Origin of the sequence: Paenibacillus sp. KS1 (genome assembly GCF_001680695.1) — a bacterium.
GTDB classification, from domain to species: Bacteria; Bacillota; Bacilli; order Paenibacillales; family Paenibacillaceae; genus Paenibacillus_B; species Paenibacillus_B suaedae.
On sequence record NZ_MAIS01000053.1, the window covers coordinates 14,989 to 36,142 of the forward strand.

Genomic DNA, 21,154 nt, shown 5'->3' on the forward strand with positions numbered 1-21,154 from the left:
AACGACTTAAGTAGGTGCCAAACTGTATCATCTAAGTGAAGGTGGCTTCCCAGCAGGCTTGAGTTTAGATGAACATATTTCCAGTTTACAGTTAGTAGAGGTTAAAATAACCAATCGAGAGCCAAGGTCCGATTTTTAGGATCTTGGCTTTCGATGTTAAGGTCAAAATATTGCATATATATAAAAAAATAATGCGTGTTTCTACCTATCTTTGATTTGCTATTATTAGCCTAAGTTAGGTTGGGTTTTTAATTTCCATATAGATATGTATGATATCTTTTTATATTTTTCAAGATGTTGCAGCGGGAAAATGAGAGGGGGGAAATGGTAATGAACAGCAGTGGAGTTATAAAAACAGAGCAAGTTAAAGCGGCAGCGTTGGTGCGGCCGTCTGAGCGGCAGTTGGCGATACAAGAGATGGAGTTTTACGCTTTTGTACATTTTACAGTAAATACGTTTACGGACCAGGAATGGGGCAGTGGGCAGGAGCAGCCGGATATTTTTAATCCGACACAGCTGGATGCAAGGCAGTGGGTACGCGCTTGTAAGGCCGCAGGGATGAAAGGGCTGATTCTGACTTGCAAGCATCACGATGGGTTTTGTTTGTGGCCGAGTGAGTATACAGAGCATTCGGTGAAGAATAGCCCATGGAAAGATGGCAAGGGTGATGTCGTTCTTGAGGTGGCAGATGCTTGTCGTGAAGGCGGGTTGAAGTTTGGGATTTATTTATCGCCTTGGGATCGTCATGAGCCGTGTTATGGGGATTCGCCAGCTTATAATGAGTACTTCACCAATCAACTGCGCGAGCTGTTGACTAGGTATGGGGATATTTTCTGTGTGTGGTTTGATGGGGCTTGTGGTGAAGGTCCTAACGGCAAACGGCAAATATATGATTGGAATGGCTATTATGCACTGATTCGTGAATTGCAGCCAGAAGCGAGTATTTCGGTATGTGGGCCGGATGTGCGCTGGTGTGGCAATGAGGCGGGGCATTGTCGCAAGTCGGAGTGGAGCGTAGTACCTGCGCAGCTGCAGGATAAGGAGAGAATTCAGGAACATTCACAGCAGGAAGATAATGCTGAATTCGCCAAGCGTTTCACTTCAGAGGATGAAGACTTGGGTAGCCGCGACATTATCGCCTATGTATCGGAGCTTGTCTGGTATCCAGCGGAAGTGGATACGTCGATTCGTCCGGGATGGTTCTATCATGCGAGTCAAGATGATCAAGTCAAGTCGCTGGATGAGCTGCGGAATGTGTACTATGGTTCGGTCGGAGGCAATGCTACGCTCTTGCTTAATATTCCTGCTGATACGCGCGGTCTGCTCCACGAGAATGATGTGCAGCGGTTGGAGGAGCTCGGGGCTTGGATTAGCAATACGTTTGAGACGAATGTGGCACGCGATGCTGCTGCTACGGCTAGTGAAGCGATGGCTGGATATGAAGCGGCCAATATACTGGATGGCAATCGAGATACGTTTTGGGCTCCTGAGCAAGGTACAGAGGTGGCGAGTATCACTGTCGACCTAGGAACAGAGCAAACGTTTGACCATATCGTACTGCAGGAGTATCGCTATACGCAGAGGATTGAGAGTTTCAGCTTGGAGTATTGGCAAGCCGATGCTGCTGCAACGACAGAGGATTGTACGGATACTGCTGCAGGCAGAGGGACGTGGCAGCCCATTCTGGAGGGTACCATTATCGGTCACAAGCGGATCTGCCATTTCCCAGCCATAAGCAGCAGTCGCTTGCGTCTTCAGATCACTGGCTCCCGCTGGTGGCCAAACTTGTCCACATTCGAAGTGTACAACAGTCAGGATCAGGGTGGTGAAGGGGAATGAATAATCGAAATGCTCATCCGGAAGTGGTCACCTTCGGGGAAAGTATGGCCCTATTGATCGCCGAGGGGGGGAAAGGTCTTGAATATACATCGAATTTGACGCCTTCCTTTGGAGGAGCTGAGACGAATGTAGCGATCGGTTTGTCAAGGCTTGGACATTCCGTAGGCTGGTGCGGTCGGCTTGGAGATGATCCGTTCGGGCAGCGGATTTATAAGATGGTGCGGGGCGAAGGCGTAGATGTTACACGCGCTTCATTCACAGATGAAGCTCCAACTGGACTAATGATTCGAGAGAATGCGGCTGGAAGAAGCTCTGTCTATTATTACCGCAAGCTATCGGCGGCAAGTAAAATGACTCCTGAGCATTTGGATGAGGAATATATTGCTGGAGCAAAGATTTTACATATTACCGGGATTACACCTGCGTTAAGCGCATCCTGCGCGGAGACGGCGGCAGCGGCGATGGACATCGCGAAGCAGCACGGCGTCAAAGTGAGCTTCGATCCGAATTTGCGTTTGAAGCTATGGGATGTGAAAGCAGCCCAAAAGGTTCTGTTGCCATTGGCGCTAAAAGCGGATTATTTCTTACCGGGATTAGATGAATTGAAACTGCTGTATGAGACGGAATCGATGAATGAGATCGTTGCCAAGCTCAGTGAGCTGTCCGCGGTAAGCATTATTAAAGGTGGCGAGGACAAAACCTATATTCTGGAGAACGGTAAACTGTCATCAGTTCCTTACTATAAGGTTGATCATGTAGTCGATACGGTAGGAGCAGGAGATGGCTTTTGTGCTGGATTTCTAGCTGGTTTGCTGCGGGAATATAGCCTTGAAGAGGCGGTTCGTCTCGGTAATTTGATAGGCTCGCAGGTAATCCAGACGGTTGGCGATTGGGAAGGCCTCCCTAGTGGAGCACAAATCGAGCAATTTCTAGCTGGTAAGGTACATGTTGAGCGATAAGATGTGTTTAATTGAGAACTATTAATAGAAACGATATTCGATAAATGGGGAGGAGAACAATATGAAGAAAATGCAGATTATTCAGAAGATTATGCAGGAAGGTGTCGTTGCCGTACTTCGCGGGGAGACGGCAGAAGAAGTTGTTGCAATGGCCGAGGAAGCGATACGCGGCGGAATTAAAGTGATAGAGATTACGATGACAGTTCCGTTTGCATTGAAAGCGATTGAGACACTAGCTCAAAAATATAAATGGGATTCGTCGGATGAATCTACTTATGCGATTATTGGCGTAGGAACCGTACTGGATGCTGAAACGGCACGCGCGGCGATTCTTAGCGGCGCTCAATTCGTAGTGTCCCCTTTCCTTAGCGCTGAGACCGTAACCATGTGCAACCGATATCGCGTACCGGTAATGCCAGGAACGATGACCATCAAGGAAATTAATGAAGCGCTTGAGCTTGGAGCCGATATCGTCAAGCTGTTCCCAGGCAACCTGTATGAGCCATCCGTAATCAAGGCAATCAAAGGCCCATTGCCGCAGGCTAACATTATGCCAACCGGCGGTGTGTCGTTGGATAACCTTGGTGAGTGGGTGAAAGCCGGAGCGGTAGCGGTAGGGATCGGCTCCGATTTGACGAATGAAGCAGTTAAGAACAACGATTTATCGTTGATTCGGAAGAAAGCTGCCGCTTATGTAAATGCCTATCGTCAGGCAAAAGGGATCTAAAATATTCGAAATGATATACGCAGATCGGACGATTCAACATGTATGAATCGTCCGATTTTTTTGTGCGGCATGACCAGCAAATCGAGTGACAAGTATAGGTTGTTGCACGATTCGAATGGATCAGGATGTAAGCAACTGAAGCGTACGATATGTCAATAAACGACACATACATGGTCATAATCGTGCATCTATTTTTAAGTAGATTGTCGATATAATGGTGCGAAGTACGGTATAGGATAGGGGATAAGATACAAGCTATTACACATGATTCTTTGCAGAAATGAGGGTAGCTTAATGAATCATATAAGCAACTATTATTTGCTTGAGCGGACAGCGGCTAGTAAATGGACGGAAGCATTTCCGATCGGTAATGGGCGCTTAGGGGGCGTTGTATATGGTGGGATACAGCGCGAGCAGATTCAATTGAATGAAGATTCGATTTGGTATGGTGGTCCAAGGGATAACGATAATAGAGGTGCGCAAGCGGCGTTGCCGGAAATTAAAAACTTGTTGCTGCAGGGCAACGTGCGCAAGGCAGAAAAGTTAGTGTTGAAGCATATGACGAACGTACCACAATATTTCCACCCTTATCAGACATTAGGCAACTTGTTCTTGGATTTTGATACGGATATAGATGTTCATTCAATTCAGGATTATTGTCGTGAGCTAGATTTGGATAATGCTTTAGTTCAGGTGAATTATGAAGTGGGACGGCAAGACGCAATTCAGTACAGCCGTGAGATATTTTCTAGTGCCGCTGATCAAGTGCTGGTAATCCGGATGACTACGACCGACGCCGCAGGTTTAACCTTTGCAGCTAAATTTGACCGTAGACCATTCACCGGTGAAATCGTTCAGACAGATGATGGACAGGCTATTGCCATGAAAGGACAATTAGGAGCAGATGGTGTACGTTATGCCGTTGTGCTGCGGGCAGTAGTTGAGGGTGGACAATGTCAGACGGCGGGCAGTTATCTTGATATTCGTCAAGCTCGCGCAGTCACGCTTTTTGTAGCAGCGCAGACTTCATTTCGCTGCGCTGATGCTTATGCTGTTGCTTGGCAACAGGCAAAACAGGCAGCTCAAGTGCCATATGAGACATTGAAGCAGCGGCACTTGGATGATTATAAGCCGCTGTTTAACCGTGTGACGTTGGATTTGGAGGCGGGGGAAGGAGAGAGAACTGAGCCACCACAGCAGAAGATTACTAGAGAGCAATGCTTGTCCACGTCGCAGCGACTAGAACGATACCGGCAAGGTACCGCTGATAATGGGCTGGAGGCTCTGTTTTATCAGTACGGGCGTTATTTGCTGCTTGCCAGCTCCAGACCAGGAACTCTGCCAGCTAACTTGCAAGGAATTTGGAACGATAGTTTTACTCCTCCATGGGAATCGGACTATCATCTTAACATTAACTTGCAAATGAACTACTGGCTTGCCGAGACGGGGAATTTAGCGGAATGTCACCTGCCGCTATTTGATTATATTGAACGCTTGGTCATCAATGGACGCCAGACAGCGCGCAACATTTATGGTGCACGTGGATTTGTTGCTCACACGAGCAGCAATCTGTGGGCGGATACAGGCATTTACGGTGAATATGTGAGCGCCAATATGTGGCCGATGGGTGGCGCATGGATTGCGCTGCATATGTGGGAGCACTATTGTTATAACGGCTCACTTTCGTTCTTGCGCGAACGTGCGTATCCCGTGTTGAAAGAAGCGTCGTTATTTTTCATAGATTTCTTATTGGAGCTGCCATCAGGACAGCTGGTGACCGTACCATCACTATCTCCAGAAAACTCGTATCGTAGTGAACAGGGTGAAGTCGGGGCGCTATGCTATGGTCCATCGATGGACTCGCAAATTTTGTATGCGTTGTTTACAGCATGCATCCGTGCTGGTGAGCTGTTGCAACTGGATGAAGGGTATATGGAACAGGTGTGCCAAGAGGACAAAGATTTATTGGCACAGTGGAAGCAAGTACGCAGTAAGCTGCCACAGCCGCAAATCGGCCGCCATGGACAAATTATGGAGTGGGCGGTTGATTATGAGGAAGTAGAGCTGGGGCATCGCCATATTTCTCATCTGTTCGCTTTGCATCCAGGGGAACAGATCATTCCTCATCGCAGCCCTGAACTTGGACAAGCTGCTAAGTTCACGCTGCAGCGGCGCCTAGCCCATGGAGGCGGACATACGGGTTGGAGTCAAGCGTGGATTGCAAACTTCTGGTCAAGGCTGGATGAAGGAGAACAGGCACATCTGAGTTTACGCAATCTATTAAGCAAAGCGGTACATCCGAACTTGTTCGGCGACCATCCTCCATTCCAAATTGATGCCAACTTTGGTGGAGCAGCAGCGATGCAAGAGATGCTATTGCAGTCGCATGGGGATGAAATCCGGCTACTGCCAGCTCTTCCGCTTGCATGGCGGCAGGGTCATGTGACTGGCTTACGTGCCCGCGGTGGATTTACCGTTGATATGGCTTGGAAGGAAGGCAAGCTGCAGCAGGCGCAGATAACGTCTACGCTTGGTAAGCCTTGTGTTATTTATAGTATGGTTCCGCTTACTTTTTGTACTGGTAAGCCATCAATGGCGGTGGCCGTAACACAGCCCGCGCCACATATGTATCAGCTGGATATCCCGCTTGGAGCTACGGTTATAGCAAGCTTAGCGTAGGTTACTATTGAACTAATAACATAAAAAGGAAAAAGTAAAGTCAATTAAGCAAGAAAGTCAAAATTGTTCACAATCGAGCAAAATAATTGACTTACTATTGTTGGGTGCATTCACTATGATGGTTGTAGATCCAATATCGAATGATCGCATTGTTTATTGTGATGATTCCAAGTCTATGAAATCGGGAGGAATTAGAAAAAATGCAAACTATGGAGACGCGCTACGCGTATGCGCCACAATCGATCGCACGCATGACAACAGAAGAATTGCGCAAGGAGTTTCTAGTGGAGCAGGTGTTTGTTCCCGGTGAAATTCGCTTGACTTACTCGCATAATGACCGTTTGATTTTTGGTGGCGTAACACCTACGAAAGAGCAGTTGGAGATTAAGCTTAATAAAGATTTGGGTGTTGAGTATTTTCTAGAGCGTCGTGAACTAGGTGTCATTAATATAGGTGGTCCAGGGTTTATTACGATTGATGGTGTGCGTGAATCGATGAACAATCAGGATGGCTATTATATCGGCAAAGAAACGAAAGAAGTGCTGTTTGCTAGTGCAGATGCTAGTAATCCAGCGAAATTTTACATTGCTTCTAGCCCGGCTCATCACAAATATCCGAATGTACGTATTTCCATTGATAACATTAAGCCAATGGAGACAGGTGCAGATAACACAATGAATAAGCGTAAAATTTATCAGTACATTCATCCGAATGTGTGTCAGTCATGCCAGTTGCAAATGGGCTATACGCACCTAGAAGAAGGAAACGCTTGGAATACGATGCCATGCCACACGCATGAGCGACGCATGGAAGCGTATGTATACTTCGATATGGAAGGGGACAACAAGGTATTTCATTTCATGGGCAAACCTGATGAGACGAAGCATCTCGTTGTCGGCAATGAGCAAGCGGTTATCAGTCCAAGCTGGTCCATTCACACCGGTGTTGGCACTAGCAACTATACGTTTATTTGGGCAATGTGCGGCGAGAATATCACATACACCGATATGGATATGGTCGCTATGGACGATCTAAAGTAGATAGATGAATAGATAGGGTTTATAGAGAGGGGAGTATGAAGAGTTGTCACAATTTTCGGTAGATCAATTTCGCCTTGATGGCAAGGTAGCTCTCGTTACAGGTGCAGTGTATGGGATCGGATTGGAAATGGCATGCGCTATGGCGCGTGCGGGTGCAAAAATTGTATTTAATGCTCGTGAGCCAGAAACGGTAGAGATCGGTATGGCTGCTTATAAGGAAGCCGGCATTGAGGCGCATGGATATGTATGCGACGTGACCGACGAGCCAGGTGTACAAGCGATGGTGCAACAGATTGAAGCGGAAGTTGGAGTCATTGATATTCTAGTCAACAATGCTGGAATTATTAAGCGGATTCCAATGACAGAAATGACTGCGGAAGAGTTCCGTGAAGTCATTGATATTGACTTGAACGGACCATTTATAGTTTCCAAAGCGGTTATTCCAGGCATGATTAAAAAAGGTGGCGGTAAAATAATTAATATTTGCTCGATGATGAGTGAATTAGGACGGGAAACGGTGTCTGCTTATGCTGCTGCCAAAGGCGGCCTCAAGATGCTAACCCGCAATATCGCTTCTGAGTATGGCCAATATAACATCCAATGTAATGGTATCGGACCAGGCTACATTGCTACGCCACAAACAGCGCCGTTGCGTGAGCTTCAAGCTGATGGCAGCCGTCATCCGTTCGATTCATTTATTATTGCGAAGACACCTGCAGAGCGTTGGGGAGAAACTCAGGATTTAGCAGGTCCTGCGGTATTCTTAGCTTCGCCAGCTAGTGACTTTGTCAATGGACATATTTTATATGTTGACGGTGGAATCCTTGCCTATATTGGTAAGCAGCCTTAATTTCGAATAGTAAGATGAAAATATAGAGACTAACAGGAGTACGTTGCTGTTAGTCTTTGTAATTTATCTGATGTGTACGATGTGAGTTATGAGGTTTGTTGTGCTGTGAAAACTGTTGAAGGAAGCGTGAGTAATCGTGAAGGAGAAAATACGTAGCATGCAGTGGAATCATCGTGATGATGTTGCGGAAGCCCTGTTGATGTTAGTACAGCCGCTAAGGTCGCGGGCGGCAGAGCAGCCTGGACACTTAGCATTAGGAAGCCACGGCACGGTCTATACCGAAAATCGCAGAGATGCCGAAGGATTCTTACGAATCCTGTGGGGATTGGGGCCTTTCCTCGTTCATTATGATGACGAGCAGCTTCAGCATCAATGGATGCGTGGACTAGCGGAGGGGTGCAACCCACACAGCGAGCATTATTATGGCAAGACGATGGATGGCGATCAGCTGCTGGTCGAGATGGCTTCTATCGCGACTACACTGCTGCTTGCACCACACAAAACTTGGGATACTCTTTCGAAGACAGAACAGCAGCATTTGGCGGACTGGTTATGGCAAATTAATGAACGCCGTTTGGCACCGAATAACTGGCACTTCTTTCGCATCTTAGTGAATGTGGCACTGAAGCGACTTGGCATGAAGTATTCTCAGGAGAAGATCGAAGAAGATTTTGCCCTGATTGAGTCTTGCTATGTTGGCGATGGCTGGTACTTTGACGGTGTGGATCAGCAGTTTGATTATTACATCCCATGGGCGTTCCATTATTATAGTTTAATCTACGTTGCGTTTATGGCGGATGAAGATCCGGAGCGGGCAGCTAGGTTGAAAGAGCGGGCTATACTTTTTGCGCGCAGCTATCAGTATTGGTTCGATAGCAAGGGAGAGGCGATTCCTTTCGGTCGCAGTCTAGCGTATCGATTTGCGCAAGCAAGCTTCTGGAGCGCGCTTGTGCTGGCCGATGTTGAAGCGCTGCCATGGGGCGTCATTAAAGGATTGTATGCGCGCAATATGCGAAGCTGGATGAATCATGATATTTTTACGACAGATGGCGTGCTAAGCGTAGGCTATCACTATCAGAACTTGGTGATGGGCGAGGGCTATAACGGTGCGGGTTCCCCGTATTGGGCGTTCAAAAGTTTCTTATTGCTTGCAGTTTCGGATGAACATCCTTATTGGCAGGCAGAGGAAGTAGAGCAAGAGGTATCACCAGGCCGACTGCCGCTGCCGAGCATGAAGGCGATGATTGAACATACGCATCATTCACAACATGTGCTTATGTATCCAGTAGGTCAATTTATTGGCTATCAGAACCATGCTTGCGCCAAGTACTCTAAATTTGCCTATTCGACTGTATTTGGCTTTAGTGTGCCGCGCAGTAATTATTACTACTATGAAGGTGCTTTTGATAGTGTGCTTGCTGTTAGTGAGGATGGCGTACATTTTCGTGATAAGCCGCTCGATTCGAGCTATGAGCTGCATGAAGATCGACTTATACATAACTGGAAGCCGCAAGTCGGAGTTAAAATTCGCAGTACGATTATCCCTTGTGGCGACAGCCATGTACGCATACACGAATTGGAAACTAGCCGTGCCTTAATTGCCTATGATGCCAGTTTCTCAGCGCCGTTCGCCACGGTTAGCAGTGATGACGCAGCCGTTGTCAAGACAAGCTGGGCAAGTTACGATTCGCCTGTCGGGAGCACCATCGCCAAGGCGGTTAGAGGATTCACACAAGCGGAGATGATCCGAACCGAGCCTAACACCAATGTATTCTATGAGCGTACTCTGATGCCTGCACTGCGAGCTGAACTTCAGCCAGGGACACATTTATTAGTTAGTGTGATGGCAGGAGTTCCTGCTGGCTGTGAGTCGCAGCTGCCTGAGGTAAGGCTGACATCGGATCGCGTAATTGTGCACCATAACGAGCAGACGACAACGGTTAAGGTGAAGTAGAAGGCAAGCGAATACAACAAAAAAGTCAAAATTGTTCACATTTCACACAAATTAAGGCGTACATTCTGCGGAATGTATCCGCTATCATAAGGAATGCATTGAGTTATTTTTCTGGGAGAGGGCTGAAATGCAGATGTCTACAGAGGGAACGCAAACAACGGTCATGCAAGCAAATAAACTTTACACACAAGCAATTGAAAATATTCTAGCGAAAACGCTGAACAATATGGATAAGTTTGGAACTCAGTTTCCGCATGTTAGCCTTGATGGGAAATATCAACTGAATGATAACAACGACTGGACCAATGGCTTCTGGTCGGGAATATTGTGGTTATGCTATGAATATTCACAAGATGAACGTTATCGGCAGGCAGCAGAAGCTACAGTGGCTAGTTTCCATCAGCGGTTTGAGCAAAAAGTTGTATTGGATCATCATGATATTGGCTTCCTATTCAGCTTGTCTTCCAAAGCGCAGTGGATCATAACAGGCGATGAACGTGCTCGTGAGTTGACACTGGATGCAGCTGATCATTTATTGAAGCGTTGGCGTGATACGATCGATGGAAGCGGATACATTCAAGCTTGGGGAACGAGAGATAACGAGCAAGAAGCGGGTCGTATCATTATCGACTGTTTGCTTAATCTGCCATTGTTGTATTGGGCAAGCGAACAGACGGGTGATCCGAAGTATCGAGAGATTGCAGAAATCCAAGCAGAGAAAACGCGGCGCTATATCGTTCGTGGAGATGATAGCTCATACCATACGTTCTTCTTCGATACCGAGACGGGGGTTCCAATCGGCGGCGCGACTCATCAGGGCTATAGCAACGGTTCGACGTGGACGCGGGGGCAAGCTTGGGGCGTATATGGCTTTGCACTTTCCTATCGTTATACGGGAAATACAGCATTTTTGGAGACATCTAAGCGTATGGCGCGCTACTTCCTTGAGCATTTGCCTGAGGACAGTGTTGCTTATTGGGATTTCAATGCGCCTGTAACGGCTGATACATATCGCGATAGTTCAGCTTCAGCGATTGTAGCTGCCGGACTGGCAGAGCTTATCTCACATTTGGATACAGCTGACCCCGATCGTCCTTATTTCGAGAAGATGCTATCAACCAGTATGGAGTCGCTGATTACCAACTATGCTACGATTGGTGACGATGCAGCGGAAGGTTTGCTTAAGCATGGCTCGTACTATGTCCATGGTGGGTTGTCCCCTGATGATTATATGATTTGGGGCGATTATTACTACTTGGAAGCGCTCATGCGTCTTACACGCGGTATTCCTGGCTACTGGTATGAGCGTAAATAGAAATAGGAAATAAAGTCGATGATTTGGCTTGAACAGTAACGGAAATGATGAAGGATTGAAGGAAGGGAAGTGACGCTAACCTCATGTTCCATTTAACTTACTATAAACGAATGTTACTTTCCTTCATGCTATTTATTATCGTACCGATGGTTGCTGTATCTGTGCAATCTTTTTATCTAATTAAAGAATCGATGCTGGATAAGCTGCATGCAACGAATGAAAACATGTTGAACGTAATCGGTGCAGAATTTAGCAAAACGATCGATGATGCTACATTTGCCTCCCATTTCATTGTAAACGATGAAGGCTTCAAAACTAGCTTACGTAATTTCGCTGATGTGAAGCAATTAAATAGTTATGCTGATTATGAGAATTTCTCACAAATCAAAGCTGTATTTTCGCTTATCAATTCGAAAACGTTGAATAGGCAGACGCAGATGTACTTAATTAACCGCCAGCAGTTTATTATCCCTTCAGGAGATGATGAACCGGCGAAACTACTACCACATTTACCTGAATTGTATAGCAAAATTAATTTCCAGCAGCCAGAAAGGCTGCAGTGGTTAGGACTACTCGAGGACAAGGGAGCTAGTAAATATTATATTGCTCGTGTCATCTATGATCGCGTTAGTAAAGAGCATACGGCCGTGCTGCTGATTGGAATTGAACAGTCCTATTTCGAAAAAGCATTACAATCTGTGAAGTCATGGGATGTTGCTCTCTTGGATGAGCATGGTGACCGGATTGCTGGCTCAACACAATTGCTTGCATCCGATTCAAATAAGGTGGACGATCGAATGCGCTCGGAAGTCGTGCTGAGCAAAAACGGGTGGAAGCTTGTGTATGAGATGAGCAACAACACGTTTAGAGGCATCATTTCAAAGACGCTTTATATCGGTTCTGCTGAAGTCATGCTTTTTGTCATTATATTCTCTTTGTTTGCACTGCTGATCTCTAAACGATTGCATCGTCCAATTGAGCAATTACAGCAGGTTGCAGGACAATTTGGCAACGGTAAGCTAGATGTTAGGCTGCAAGTTAAGGGAGATGATGAGCTAGCAGCGGTTAGCAAGACGATTAACTTGATGTTGGATCAGCTGCAACAGTCCATTCATGACATGGAACGGCAACAGGAGCAGAGACGAGTGTTGGAGCTTGAGGCGCTGTTTATGCAAATTCGTCCCCACTTTCTGTTGAATACGCTTAACTCAATTAAGTGTAGCTTAATGTTGCAGAAAGATCGCCTGCATAGCGGCATGATTGACTCTTTAATGAGCTTACTGCGTGCCTATATGAATTTCAATGCACTAGCAACACTGCAAGAAGAGTGTGAGTTAATGGGTCACTACATTGATATTATGCAAATGCGCAGTGATATTCCAATCCAACTGCAAGTCGATGTAGAGCCGCAATTGCAGATGCTTAAGTTTCCAAAGTTATTACTACAACCGTTAGTTGAAAATGCAATTTTACATGGGTTTGTCGATACTGATGTAGATATAGAGGGCAATGATAGTGGGCGCCAGCAATCTCAAATTTGGATTTCCGTCTATCAGGACGCGGATACCATCGTCATTGAGGTTGCCGACAACGGAGCAGGTATGGATGAGTCTTTGTTGCATCGCCTGAATGAAAGTGTGTTGCGTTGCAGTGATGAACCTGATCCTAGTTATAAGCGGGTCGGATTGGTTAATGTTGCTCAACGCTTGAAACTATCTTTTGGTTCAGAGGCTGCGCTTTCTTTTGCTCCTAACAGGTATGACGGTATAACGGCACGAATGCAGATTCCAGTGACATCAAGCGGGGGGACCACCAGTGATATACAAAGTGATGCTTATTGATGATGATGTGCCAATGCTCAAGCTATTGCAGCAAATGATTGATTGGGAACAATTACAGTTGAAAGTTGTAGCTGCCACCTATTCCAGCGTAAAAGCAGTACACCTATTTCAGCAGACCGTTCCAGATATTGTGATAACAGATATTGGCTTGCCACAAAAAAATGGGATTGAGTTAGCCGAACAGTTTCGCCAACTCAAACCTGACGTGCGCGTCATTTTCTTAACCTGTCATGAAGACTTCAACTACGCGAGACAAGCACTTAAGCTTCAAGCTGACGATTATTTAATTAAAGATCAGTTAACAGAAGAGCAGTTGCAACAAAGTCTGCATAAGTCGCTGCGCTTACTGAAAAAACAATCATCGTCTGTCAGTGTACAACCTTCAAGCTACAATCAACAGTTGCTCAAACAAGGTTTACTACAGAGTGTGCTTGATCGAACGAATGTTGACGAAATCCTTAAATATGCTGCTGGCATTGGAGTAAGGTGGAACTGTCCTTGGTATATGCTCAGTCTTGTGCATGTACAATATGCTAGTTACGATGAACATTACTCACAGCAATCGTTATCGTTAATTTGCTATGCCGTCTACAATATTGCGGAAGAATTAGCACGCAAGTTTGAAGGGATCACACCATTTTTGCAGCAACAGCATCTAGTTATTGTGTATAACTATCACGATAATTTAGCAGATAACACCGTGTTGCACTTCAACAGCTATTTGCAAAAATTGAAAGAACGAGTTGCCCAATATATGAAATTGCAGCTTGTAAGCGTCATGGTAAGTGATAAGCTGCAACTTAAGCAAATGGGTACTTGTTATCACTCCTTATTGCGCCATAAATATGAGTTCTATGTTGGGGAGTCGATGCAGATTGCCGATCGCCAGCAGGCGATGGGATCAACATGGCTGCAATTGCCTGCAGGGGAGTTGGACAACTATAAAGTTGAACTGAAGCAGGCGCTCGCTATTCATGATATAGATGGTATACAACGTATTATCGGGAGTATGAAGCAACATTTTCAAGCAAGGATGATTGAACCTGCTTCATTCATGCATGAGCTGCAAGTCTGCTTACGCGAGCTGACGATTGCAGCTTCGGTTAGACTTGATGAAGCGATCTTCAATTATATGGAGCAGTCACGAACCCTTGTTGATGTGCTTGCATTAGCGGAACGCACGCTAACCGCGATGGCTTTGCCTAGCGATAAACAGGGGAAACAAGGGCAAGGTACACTAGCTAATAGCTATGAACCTAAGTTACAGCAAATTCAACATTATATCGAACAAAATTTAGCTGATAGTATTACTTCCATTGATATTGCGCGCTATCTGTATTTGAATCCAAGTTACTTCTCACGCTATTTCAAACGCATGACTGGCAGCAATTTCACGGATTATGTACATCAGTATAAGATGAACATTGCTTCACAAATGTTGAAGACATCTGGGCATACGCTGGAACAGATCGCATTGACACTAGGTTACTCAGACCGTACCTATTTCTCTAAAGTGTTCAAAAAGTATATGGGCGTAACACCGAGTGAGTATAAGAACGAATGCTCGTAAATCTATCAAAAATAACGGAAGAAAGAGATGATCATCTTATGACACCACTAACGCAGTTTACGATTGAAATTCACGATGCAAATCATACCGTATTGGCAGCTACTTCTGATCACGGGCAAGCCCAGCTTGTATATCATCAGCCCTATCAAGAGGGTGACCAAATTGTTGTAAAGAGCGAGCATCCCAATCAATATGTAATGTTGCAGCTTGATGATACGATGCCAGAAACGTTCGTATATTTAGCGACAACTTGCTATCGGCTTACGATTCCATTTGGAGAGAAGAAAATCTCCTATAATCCGAAATCATATAGTGGTGACATCCATGCCCTTAGTGTGCGTCTAGCGACTGAAGCGGAAATCTCCAGTTACAAAAATGTAGCCCTGAATCCATTCGACCAACACGAGAATGACAGTTGTTATCCGCATGCGGTTGCGAATGTGGAAACACGCGGTGAGTCCGTGTTTGCCGCACGCAATGCCATTAATGGCAACTGCTTTAATGCAGGTCACGGGGCATGGCCATTTGAGTCGTGGGGAATTAACCAGCAAGATGACGCTGAAATGAGCGTGCAATTTGGACGCACTGTAGAAATTGACTGCATTGCTCTTACGCTGCGAGCAGACTTTCCCCATGATAACTATTGGGAGCAAGTAACCGTCTGCTTCTCCAATGGTGATTGTGAGACGATTCATCTCACGAAAACAAATGCGAAGCAGGTCTTTAAGCTTACGCCGCGTCAGGTGGAGTCATTGACAGTAAAGAACTTAATCAAGTCCGCTGACCCGTCGCCGTTTCCTGCACTAACGCAAATTGAAGCTTATGGCTATGAAGTAAAGTGAGCGAATAAAAGATATAGATCTGAGCCTGCTGTGGGCAGGGAGGTCTATATCTTTTTTTTTGTGATGTTTTAAAACAATGTTGAAACTATATAACTTTTAAGGGAAGCCATTTTGACTTCCCTTAATTCGCTTTTATTATCATTTAACGTATATATGTTTTTTCAGCCATTGTCTGAAATACTGCAACTGTTCCTCAGTATGGAAATAGTGTTCTCCATTCTCCATTACTTGCAAATTACAGTTAAAACGTTTATTAAATTCAGATACAACGTCAAATTCACATACGCTATCTTCTGAACCATAGAGAATGGAAGTTGGAATATTCCAAGCAACAATAGGATGTTCTTTCACATAACAGTAGTAATCCCAATAGAGAGTCTGTCCAATAGGTGTAGCAATTTCTTTCTCTATTTTTAGTCTACTCTCACTTACGTTAAACCATGTCATCATATTATTTATAATACGTTCCATATTTACCACAGGAGAGAGAAACAAGCACTGCTTCAACGGCTCATGGCTATATGCTAATAGGCTAAAATATGCTCCCATGCTACAAGCAAATAGGCTTATATGATTTGATAACGATTTTGCATAGGTCATAATTGTATGAAGGTCTTGAACACAGTTTTGAACGTTGCAAAGATAAGGTTCATCCTTACGATCACCATGTTGAGGTAAATCAAAACTAAGTACTTGATATCCTAATGCTGTTGCTTCTTCTGCAAATACAATAATCGAGTCATCTGCCTTGTTTGACATGTTACCATGCACCACCACAAATAACTTATCTGATTTGTCACCCCACAAAATCGCTGGAATATTTTTTATTTTCAAATTATTTTTTATCATTATAATTTATCCTCCATTTTCTAATTCTTGTTGTGTCATTCTACCTCTACATAGTAACTCCCTAATTAGTTTTGAATGAAGTCAAATAAATTGATTTTCCATATAATACCTCCAAACCTGTATATATGGCTTAATTATACTATGTGTTTTCTATTAATATATTAATTTTCAACATCTATTTAAACGTAGCCATTTTTTTAAGCAAAGGTCAAAATTTTACCCGTGGAAGGTCATAATCCGTCCTTGGGTCTCTCCTTCTCGCTGAGTATGATGGAATCAACAATCAGTTATTTGGAAGGAGCATGTTTCAAATGGTCGAGCAGAACCAGAACAAACAAGGCAGAGGGCGCCTCACCATCCCTACCGACCTTGATGTCGTAGGTGAAACGCTGAAAACGATGGAATTGTGGGGCGCTGATGCTGTGCGCGATGCAGACGGCACCACTTTTCCGCAAGAGCTAGCTGAATGTGGAGCGAAAGTATACGCTACTTACTATACAACCCGTAAAGACAACAATTGGGCGAAAGCAAACCCTGACGAAGTGCAGCAATGCTATATTTCAACGAAATTTGTTCCTGCCACAGGCGCTGAACTTTCCATTCGTTTATTAGAAGGGATTAGCGAAGACTTATTGCAAGTCAACAACCGCGATGATATTTACCGCTGGTGGGAAGTTATCGATCGTACCACTGGCGAGGTCGTACCTACGAATCTCTGGAGCTATGATGAAGCTAGCGGCTGTGTAATGATTACGAACACGATACCTTACCATGAGTATAGCGTGAGCTTCTTAACCTATCTGATTTGGGATCCCGTTCATATGTACAACGCCGTCGTGAACGATTGGAAAGATTTCGAACGACAAATTACGTTTGACGTACGTCAGCCTAAGACACGGGAATACTCCAAAGGCAGACTTCGTGAATTTTTGCTGGACAAGCCTTATGTAAATGTAGTGCGGTTCACAACGTTCTTCCATCAGTTCACACTCATTTTCGATGAACTGCGTCGTGAGAAATATGTGGATTGGTACGGCTATTCCGCGAGCGTCAGCCCTTATATTCTCGAACAGTTCGAGCGTGAAGTTGGCTATAAGTTCCGTCCGGAATATATTATTGACGAAGGGTACTACAACAACCAGTATCGGATTCCTTCCCAACAATACTTGGACTTTATGGCCTTCCAACGGCGCGAAGTGGCGGGGTTAGCCAAAGAGCTCGTTGATATTACCCATGAAGAAGGTCGCGAAGCGATGATGTTCTTAGGGGACCACTTTATTGGTACTGAGCCTTATATGGATGAGTTTAAAACCATCGGGCTGGATGCAGTCGTGGGCAGTGTCGGCAATGGTTCGACATTGCGTTTAATTAGCGATATTCCTGGGGTGAAATATACAGAAGGGCGCTTCCTGCCATACTTCTTCCCGGATACGTTCCATCCTGGCGGGAATCCAACGGCAGAAGCTCAAGAGAACTGGTTAACGGCAAGACGAGCTATTTTGCGTAAGCCTGTAGATCGCATTGGCTATGGCGGTTACTTGAAGCTGGCGCTGGACTTCCCAGACTTTGTTGATTATGTAACGCAAGTTGCCGATGAATTCCGCGATTTATATGAGAAGGCACGCACGAAGCCAATGTGCTTAGCTAAAGTTGCTGTACTGAACTGCTGGGGGAAAATGCGCTCTTGGGGCTGTCATATGGTGCATCATGCGCTGTACCAGAAACAAAACTACAGCTATGCGGGCATTATTGAAATTTTGAGCGGAGCTCCTTTTGATGTATCGTTCATTAGCTTTGACGACATTCGTGAGCAGCCGCAGCTGCTCAATGATATCGATGTCATTATTAATGTCGGTGACGCTGACACCGCACATACCGGCGGTGACAACTGGAAAGACCCATATATTGTTGAGCAAATCCGTGCATTTATTGCTGGCGGAGGCGGCTTTATCGGGGTAGGTGAACCTTCTGCGGTTCAACATCAAGGTCGTTTCTTCCAGCTGGGCGATGCTCTTGGCGTTGAGCTGGAGCGCGGCTTTACCCTCGGCTACGATAAATATAATTGGGACGAAAAGCCGTCTCACTTTATTACCGCCGATATGAATGGTGACATTAACTTTGGTGAAGGCAAGAAAAATGTATACGCAACGAACGCTGATATTTTAGCTTGCAAGGATAAAGAAGTGCAGTTTGCAGTCAATAACTACTTCGGCGGTCGATCTGTCTATATCGGTGGACTGCCGTATAGTGCGGAGAACGCCCGCTTGCTGCATCGTGCAATATTATGGTCATGCAGCAAGGATCACGAATTGTACAATTGGTTTAGTTCGGATGCCCATACGGAAATCCATGTCTACCCAGAAACAGGTACGTATTGCGTTGTCAATAACACGGCAGAGCCGCGCAACACGACTGTGTACGCGAATGGCAAGAGCTTCGAATTGGAGCTCAAGGGCGGCGAATTGCGTTGGTTTGATATGTAAGTTTACGTCGCATTACAATTGAATAACAATTAGATTAGGCTGGGCAATTAGTGAGATAATTGTTCCAGCCTAATCCTGTTTTTGGCTGACATCGAATACGTATTAGCAAATGTTCTTATTCTTCTATTGTGATACGAACAGAACGTATAATAGAATCCAGATATGTGAAACCCTTAAAAGCATACCGTCGATCCTCAATCGAATTTCTACGTTAATATTATCACCTATTGCTACATTCATTACAGCCATTCTATTTAAAACCAGATCGCTTGATTCTATAATATTTTTATGAAGTCTATAATTTTGAAAATGCGAATTCATCGAAAGAAAGGGATGGACATGATGGAAGGTAGGAGTGAAGAGCGCGGTAGATATATGGAAGCCTATCATATATGCGACAATGTAAAGTTATACAGTAAATATTCGGGAAACAGCACGCCGAGCGTCATTTTTATCGCCGGATTAGGTGATAGCTGTGAGACATGGGAGGTGGTGCAGAACAGAATATCAGAGGTAGCGTCAACGTTTTCTTATGACAGGGCAGGTATTGGCAGGAGCCAATCCGTATCAGGAACACGAACATGTCGCTGTTTAGTCGAAGAACTTTCCGAATTGCTGCGAGTGCTTAACGTAGAACCTCCTTATGTATTGGTGGGGCATTCCTTCGGCGGCTTAGTCGCTAGATTATATGCAGGCCTTTATCCGCAAGACATATGTGGAATCGTGCTGGTAGATGCAGCACCTGAATACAAAGAGTTGGCATACGAAAAGGTGATTCCGAAAGAACGGATTGCGGAAAATAGGGAATATCTGTTGAACCCATTGCAGAATAGTGAGCGAATCGACAAGATACGAAGCTATGAGCAAATTGCCGAACATGTACAACTATATGACATTCCACTTTCTATTATCATAAGAGGGTTGCCCGATGAGTACCATGAAGGATGGCCTCACATGGAAATATTAGAAATGGAACAAAAGCTGCAAGCCGAGTTTCAGCGATTGTCGACGTCAAGCAGGATTCGAATAGCCAATCAGAGCGGACATTACATTCATCATGATGAACCTGAGATCGTAGTAGAAGAAATCATGAATATGCTAGAGGAGAGTAGAAGTTGAGCAATTCTCTCTCAAATCCCCGTAGAATCGGCATGAACGAGCCACTCTACGGGGATTTTTATGTACATAAATTATAAAAATGGCACAGAATGCGACTCCAATATCAAAACTCTATGCAATATCGAATTTCCTCAGCCTTTTGCTGAAATCCGAGTGACTCGTACAATCGCAATGCCGTTCGATTATCGGTTAATACCTCTAAACCTGCACGTGGAATGTCATGAGACTTTGTATATTGGAGTGCTTGAGCAAGCAGGAACTTCGCAAGGCCCTGCCCACGCCATTGCTCGCGAACGAATACATTTTCGATGTGAGCTGTCTCGTCTTCTCTCCATGTCAATAGACCGGCTACGACCGTATCCCCTTGGCGGACAACCATGGATGCCCAAAGAGGATTCTTCTGAAATTGAATAAGTCTGTCAAACCCAAGCGGATTATCTGGCCAAATTTCTGTATCGATATCCAGATAGGCAAGAGTTTCTTCAGACGTATCCAAATTCCAATGGGAAAATTGATAAGCTTCTGGCAATTGCAGCTTTGGAATTGGTGCTTCTATCATTCGTTCCATATGATATAGACTAATCAGATGACGGAATCCACGCTGCAGGAAGAATTGATTATTCGCCTCTTCTGTTGAATCATGGCCAACACAGAGTCTCGTTCCGTATTCGGTAGAAAGTGTTGCCTTCAATTCGATGGCTCTTGCGTACAGCAGCTCATAAATGCGGTCAAGCAACACATAGTCATGCTCACGTTCTGGGATAGCCTTGATATTGACGTAAATAGCATGCTTGTTCTCCTGTGCGCGGCCGGGCGGTACAATATTAATGATACCGACTTGCCCCTTGGCAACCATCTTGCCATGTTCAAAGGCACAATATACGTTGCTCCAGTTTGCTTCCTCGCCTACCCACCAAAATATCGCATTCGGACGCGATGTAACAGCTTGATATAACTCCCCCAATAATGGCATGTCCTCTTGTTGAAAATGACGAGTCTGCAATTCAGTCGTTGTATGCTCCATTCGTTACCTCTCTCTGTAAGTAATAATTTCGTGCTGGCAAGGTTGTTCTGCTCCTTTTCCACT

General features: G+C 45.0%; 15 protein-coding genes. 13 read left to right on the forward strand and 2 right to left on the reverse strand.

Annotation, left to right across the window (positions count from 1 at the left end; all coding sequences use genetic code 11):
* Positions 1-324: 324 nt before the first annotated feature.
* The 11 genes from BBG47_RS17635 to BBG47_RS17685 all read left to right on the forward strand — a co-directional run bounded on the left by BBG47_RS17635 (position 325) and on the right by BBG47_RS17685 (position 15,616).
* Positions 325-1,839, forward strand: a complete 1,515-nt coding sequence (locus BBG47_RS17635) for an alpha-L-fucosidase (RefSeq protein ID WP_065292787.1) — start codon at positions 325-327, stop codon at positions 1,837-1,839.
* A complete protein-coding gene (locus tag BBG47_RS17640) occupies positions 1,836-2,798 on the forward strand; it encodes a sugar kinase (protein ID WP_065292788.1) in 963 nt (320 codons plus the stop codon). The genes BBG47_RS17635 and BBG47_RS17640 overlap by 4 nt, the downstream gene beginning before the upstream one ends.
* A 61-nt stretch (positions 2,799-2,859) precedes the next feature.
* Positions 2,860-3,525: a bifunctional 2-keto-4-hydroxyglutarate aldolase/2-keto-3-deoxy-6-phosphogluconate aldolase gene (locus tag BBG47_RS17645; RefSeq protein ID WP_065292789.1), complete on the forward strand. Its 666-nt coding sequence runs from the start codon at positions 2,860-2,862 to the stop codon at positions 3,523-3,525.
* Positions 3,526-3,819: 294 nt separating this feature from the next.
* Complete coding sequence (locus BBG47_RS17650; protein ID WP_065292790.1) at positions 3,820-6,204, forward strand: glycoside hydrolase family 95 protein; 2,385 nt, start codon at positions 3,820-3,822, stop codon at positions 6,202-6,204.
* A gap of 209 nt (positions 6,205-6,413) precedes the next feature.
* Positions 6,414-7,244, forward strand: a complete 831-nt coding sequence (gene kduI, locus BBG47_RS17655; RefSeq protein ID WP_094183182.1) for a 5-dehydro-4-deoxy-D-glucuronate isomerase — start codon at positions 6,414-6,416, stop codon at positions 7,242-7,244.
* A gap of 43 nt (positions 7,245-7,287) precedes the next feature.
* Positions 7,288-8,094 (forward strand): gluconate 5-dehydrogenase, encoded by an 807-nt coding sequence (locus BBG47_RS17660; protein WP_021254845.1) that lies wholly within the window; start codon positions 7,288-7,290, stop codon positions 8,092-8,094.
* A gap of 157 nt (positions 8,095-8,251) precedes the next feature.
* The gene (locus tag BBG47_RS17665) at positions 8,252-10,048 is read left to right on the forward strand and encodes a DUF2264 domain-containing protein (RefSeq protein WP_083189410.1); all 1,797 of its coding nucleotides are present in this window, start codon (positions 8,252-8,254) and stop codon (positions 10,046-10,048) included.
* A 127-nt stretch (positions 10,049-10,175) separates the two neighbouring features.
* Entirely contained in the window at positions 10,176-11,363 is a 1,188-nt protein-coding gene (locus BBG47_RS17670; RefSeq protein WP_175400566.1) for a glycoside hydrolase family 88 protein, read from the forward strand.
* 83 nt (positions 11,364-11,446) lie between these two features.
* Positions 11,447-13,204 carry a sensor histidine kinase gene (locus BBG47_RS17675; RefSeq protein WP_065292793.1) on the forward strand — a complete coding sequence of 586 codons (1,758 nt, stop codon included), beginning with the start codon at positions 11,447-11,449 and terminating at the stop codon, positions 13,202-13,204.
* A complete protein-coding gene (locus BBG47_RS17680; RefSeq protein WP_083189412.1) occupies positions 13,179-14,774 on the forward strand; it encodes a response regulator transcription factor in 1,596 nt (531 codons plus the stop codon). The genes BBG47_RS17675 and BBG47_RS17680 overlap by 26 nt, the downstream gene beginning before the upstream one ends.
* A gap of 38 nt (positions 14,775-14,812) precedes the next feature.
* The gene (locus BBG47_RS17685; RefSeq protein ID WP_065292794.1) at positions 14,813-15,616 is read left to right on the forward strand and encodes a carbohydrate-binding protein; all 804 of its coding nucleotides are present in this window, start codon (positions 14,813-14,815) and stop codon (positions 15,614-15,616) included.
* Positions 15,617-15,754: 138 nt separating this feature from the next.
* On the opposite strand, the gene BBG47_RS17690 is transcribed toward BBG47_RS17685, so the two are convergent.
* Positions 15,755-16,465: an alpha/beta hydrolase gene (locus BBG47_RS17690; RefSeq protein WP_065292795.1), complete on the reverse strand. Its 711-nt coding sequence runs from the start codon at positions 16,463-16,465 to the stop codon at positions 15,755-15,757.
* Positions 16,466-16,776: 311 nt separating this feature from the next.
* On the opposite strand from BBG47_RS17690, the gene gnpA reads away from it, so the two are divergent.
* The gene (gnpA, locus tag BBG47_RS17695; protein WP_065292796.1) at positions 16,777-18,948 is read left to right on the forward strand and encodes a 1,3-beta-galactosyl-N-acetylhexosamine phosphorylase; all 2,172 of its coding nucleotides are present in this window, start codon (positions 16,777-16,779) and stop codon (positions 18,946-18,948) included.
* A 375-nt stretch (positions 18,949-19,323) separates the two neighbouring features.
* Entirely contained in the window at positions 19,324-20,067 is a 744-nt protein-coding gene (locus tag BBG47_RS17700) for an alpha/beta fold hydrolase (RefSeq protein ID WP_094183183.1), read from the forward strand.
* Between the two features lie 103 nt (positions 20,068-20,170).
* On the opposite strand, the gene BBG47_RS17705 is transcribed toward BBG47_RS17700, so the two are convergent.
* On the reverse strand, positions 20,171-21,091 hold the full coding sequence (locus tag BBG47_RS17705) for a GNAT family N-acetyltransferase (RefSeq protein ID WP_065292797.1): 921 nt from the start codon (positions 21,089-21,091) through the stop codon (positions 20,171-20,173).
* Between the last annotated feature and the right edge of the window lie 63 nt (positions 21,092-21,154).

Coding starts and splice junctions, on each gene's coding strand:
- BBG47_RS17635 (WP_065292787.1), top strand. CDS start 325: ATGGTAATGAACAGCAGTGGAGTTATAAAAACAGAGCAAGTTAAAGCG.
- BBG47_RS17640 (WP_065292788.1), top strand. CDS start 1,836: ATGAATAATCGAAATGCTCATCCGGAAGTGGTCACCTTCGGGGAAAGT.
- BBG47_RS17645 (WP_065292789.1), top strand. CDS start 2,860: ATGAAGAAAATGCAGATTATTCAGAAGATTATGCAGGAAGGTGTCGTT.
- BBG47_RS17650 (WP_065292790.1), top strand. CDS start 3,820: ATGAATCATATAAGCAACTATTATTTGCTTGAGCGGACAGCGGCTAGT.
- kduI (WP_094183182.1), top strand. CDS start 6,414: ATGGAGACGCGCTACGCGTATGCGCCACAATCGATCGCACGCATGACA.
- BBG47_RS17665 (WP_083189410.1), top strand. CDS start 8,252: ATGCAGTGGAATCATCGTGATGATGTTGCGGAAGCCCTGTTGATGTTA.
- BBG47_RS17670 (WP_175400566.1), top strand. CDS start 10,176: ATGCAGATGTCTACAGAGGGAACGCAAACAACGGTCATGCAAGCAAAT.
- BBG47_RS17675 (WP_065292793.1), top strand. CDS start 11,447: ATGTTCCATTTAACTTACTATAAACGAATGTTACTTTCCTTCATGCTA.
- BBG47_RS17685 (WP_065292794.1), top strand. CDS start 14,813: ATGACACCACTAACGCAGTTTACGATTGAAATTCACGATGCAAATCAT.
- BBG47_RS17690 (WP_065292795.1), bottom strand. CDS start 16,465: ATGATAAAAAATAATTTGAAAATAAAAAATATTCCAGCGATTTTGTGG.
- gnpA (WP_065292796.1), top strand. CDS start 16,777: ATGGTCGAGCAGAACCAGAACAAACAAGGCAGAGGGCGCCTCACCATC.
- BBG47_RS17700 (WP_094183183.1), top strand. CDS start 19,324: ATGGAAGCCTATCATATATGCGACAATGTAAAGTTATACAGTAAATAT.
- BBG47_RS17705 (WP_065292797.1), bottom strand. CDS start 21,091: ATGGAGCATACAACGACTGAATTGCAGACTCGTCATTTTCAACAAGAG.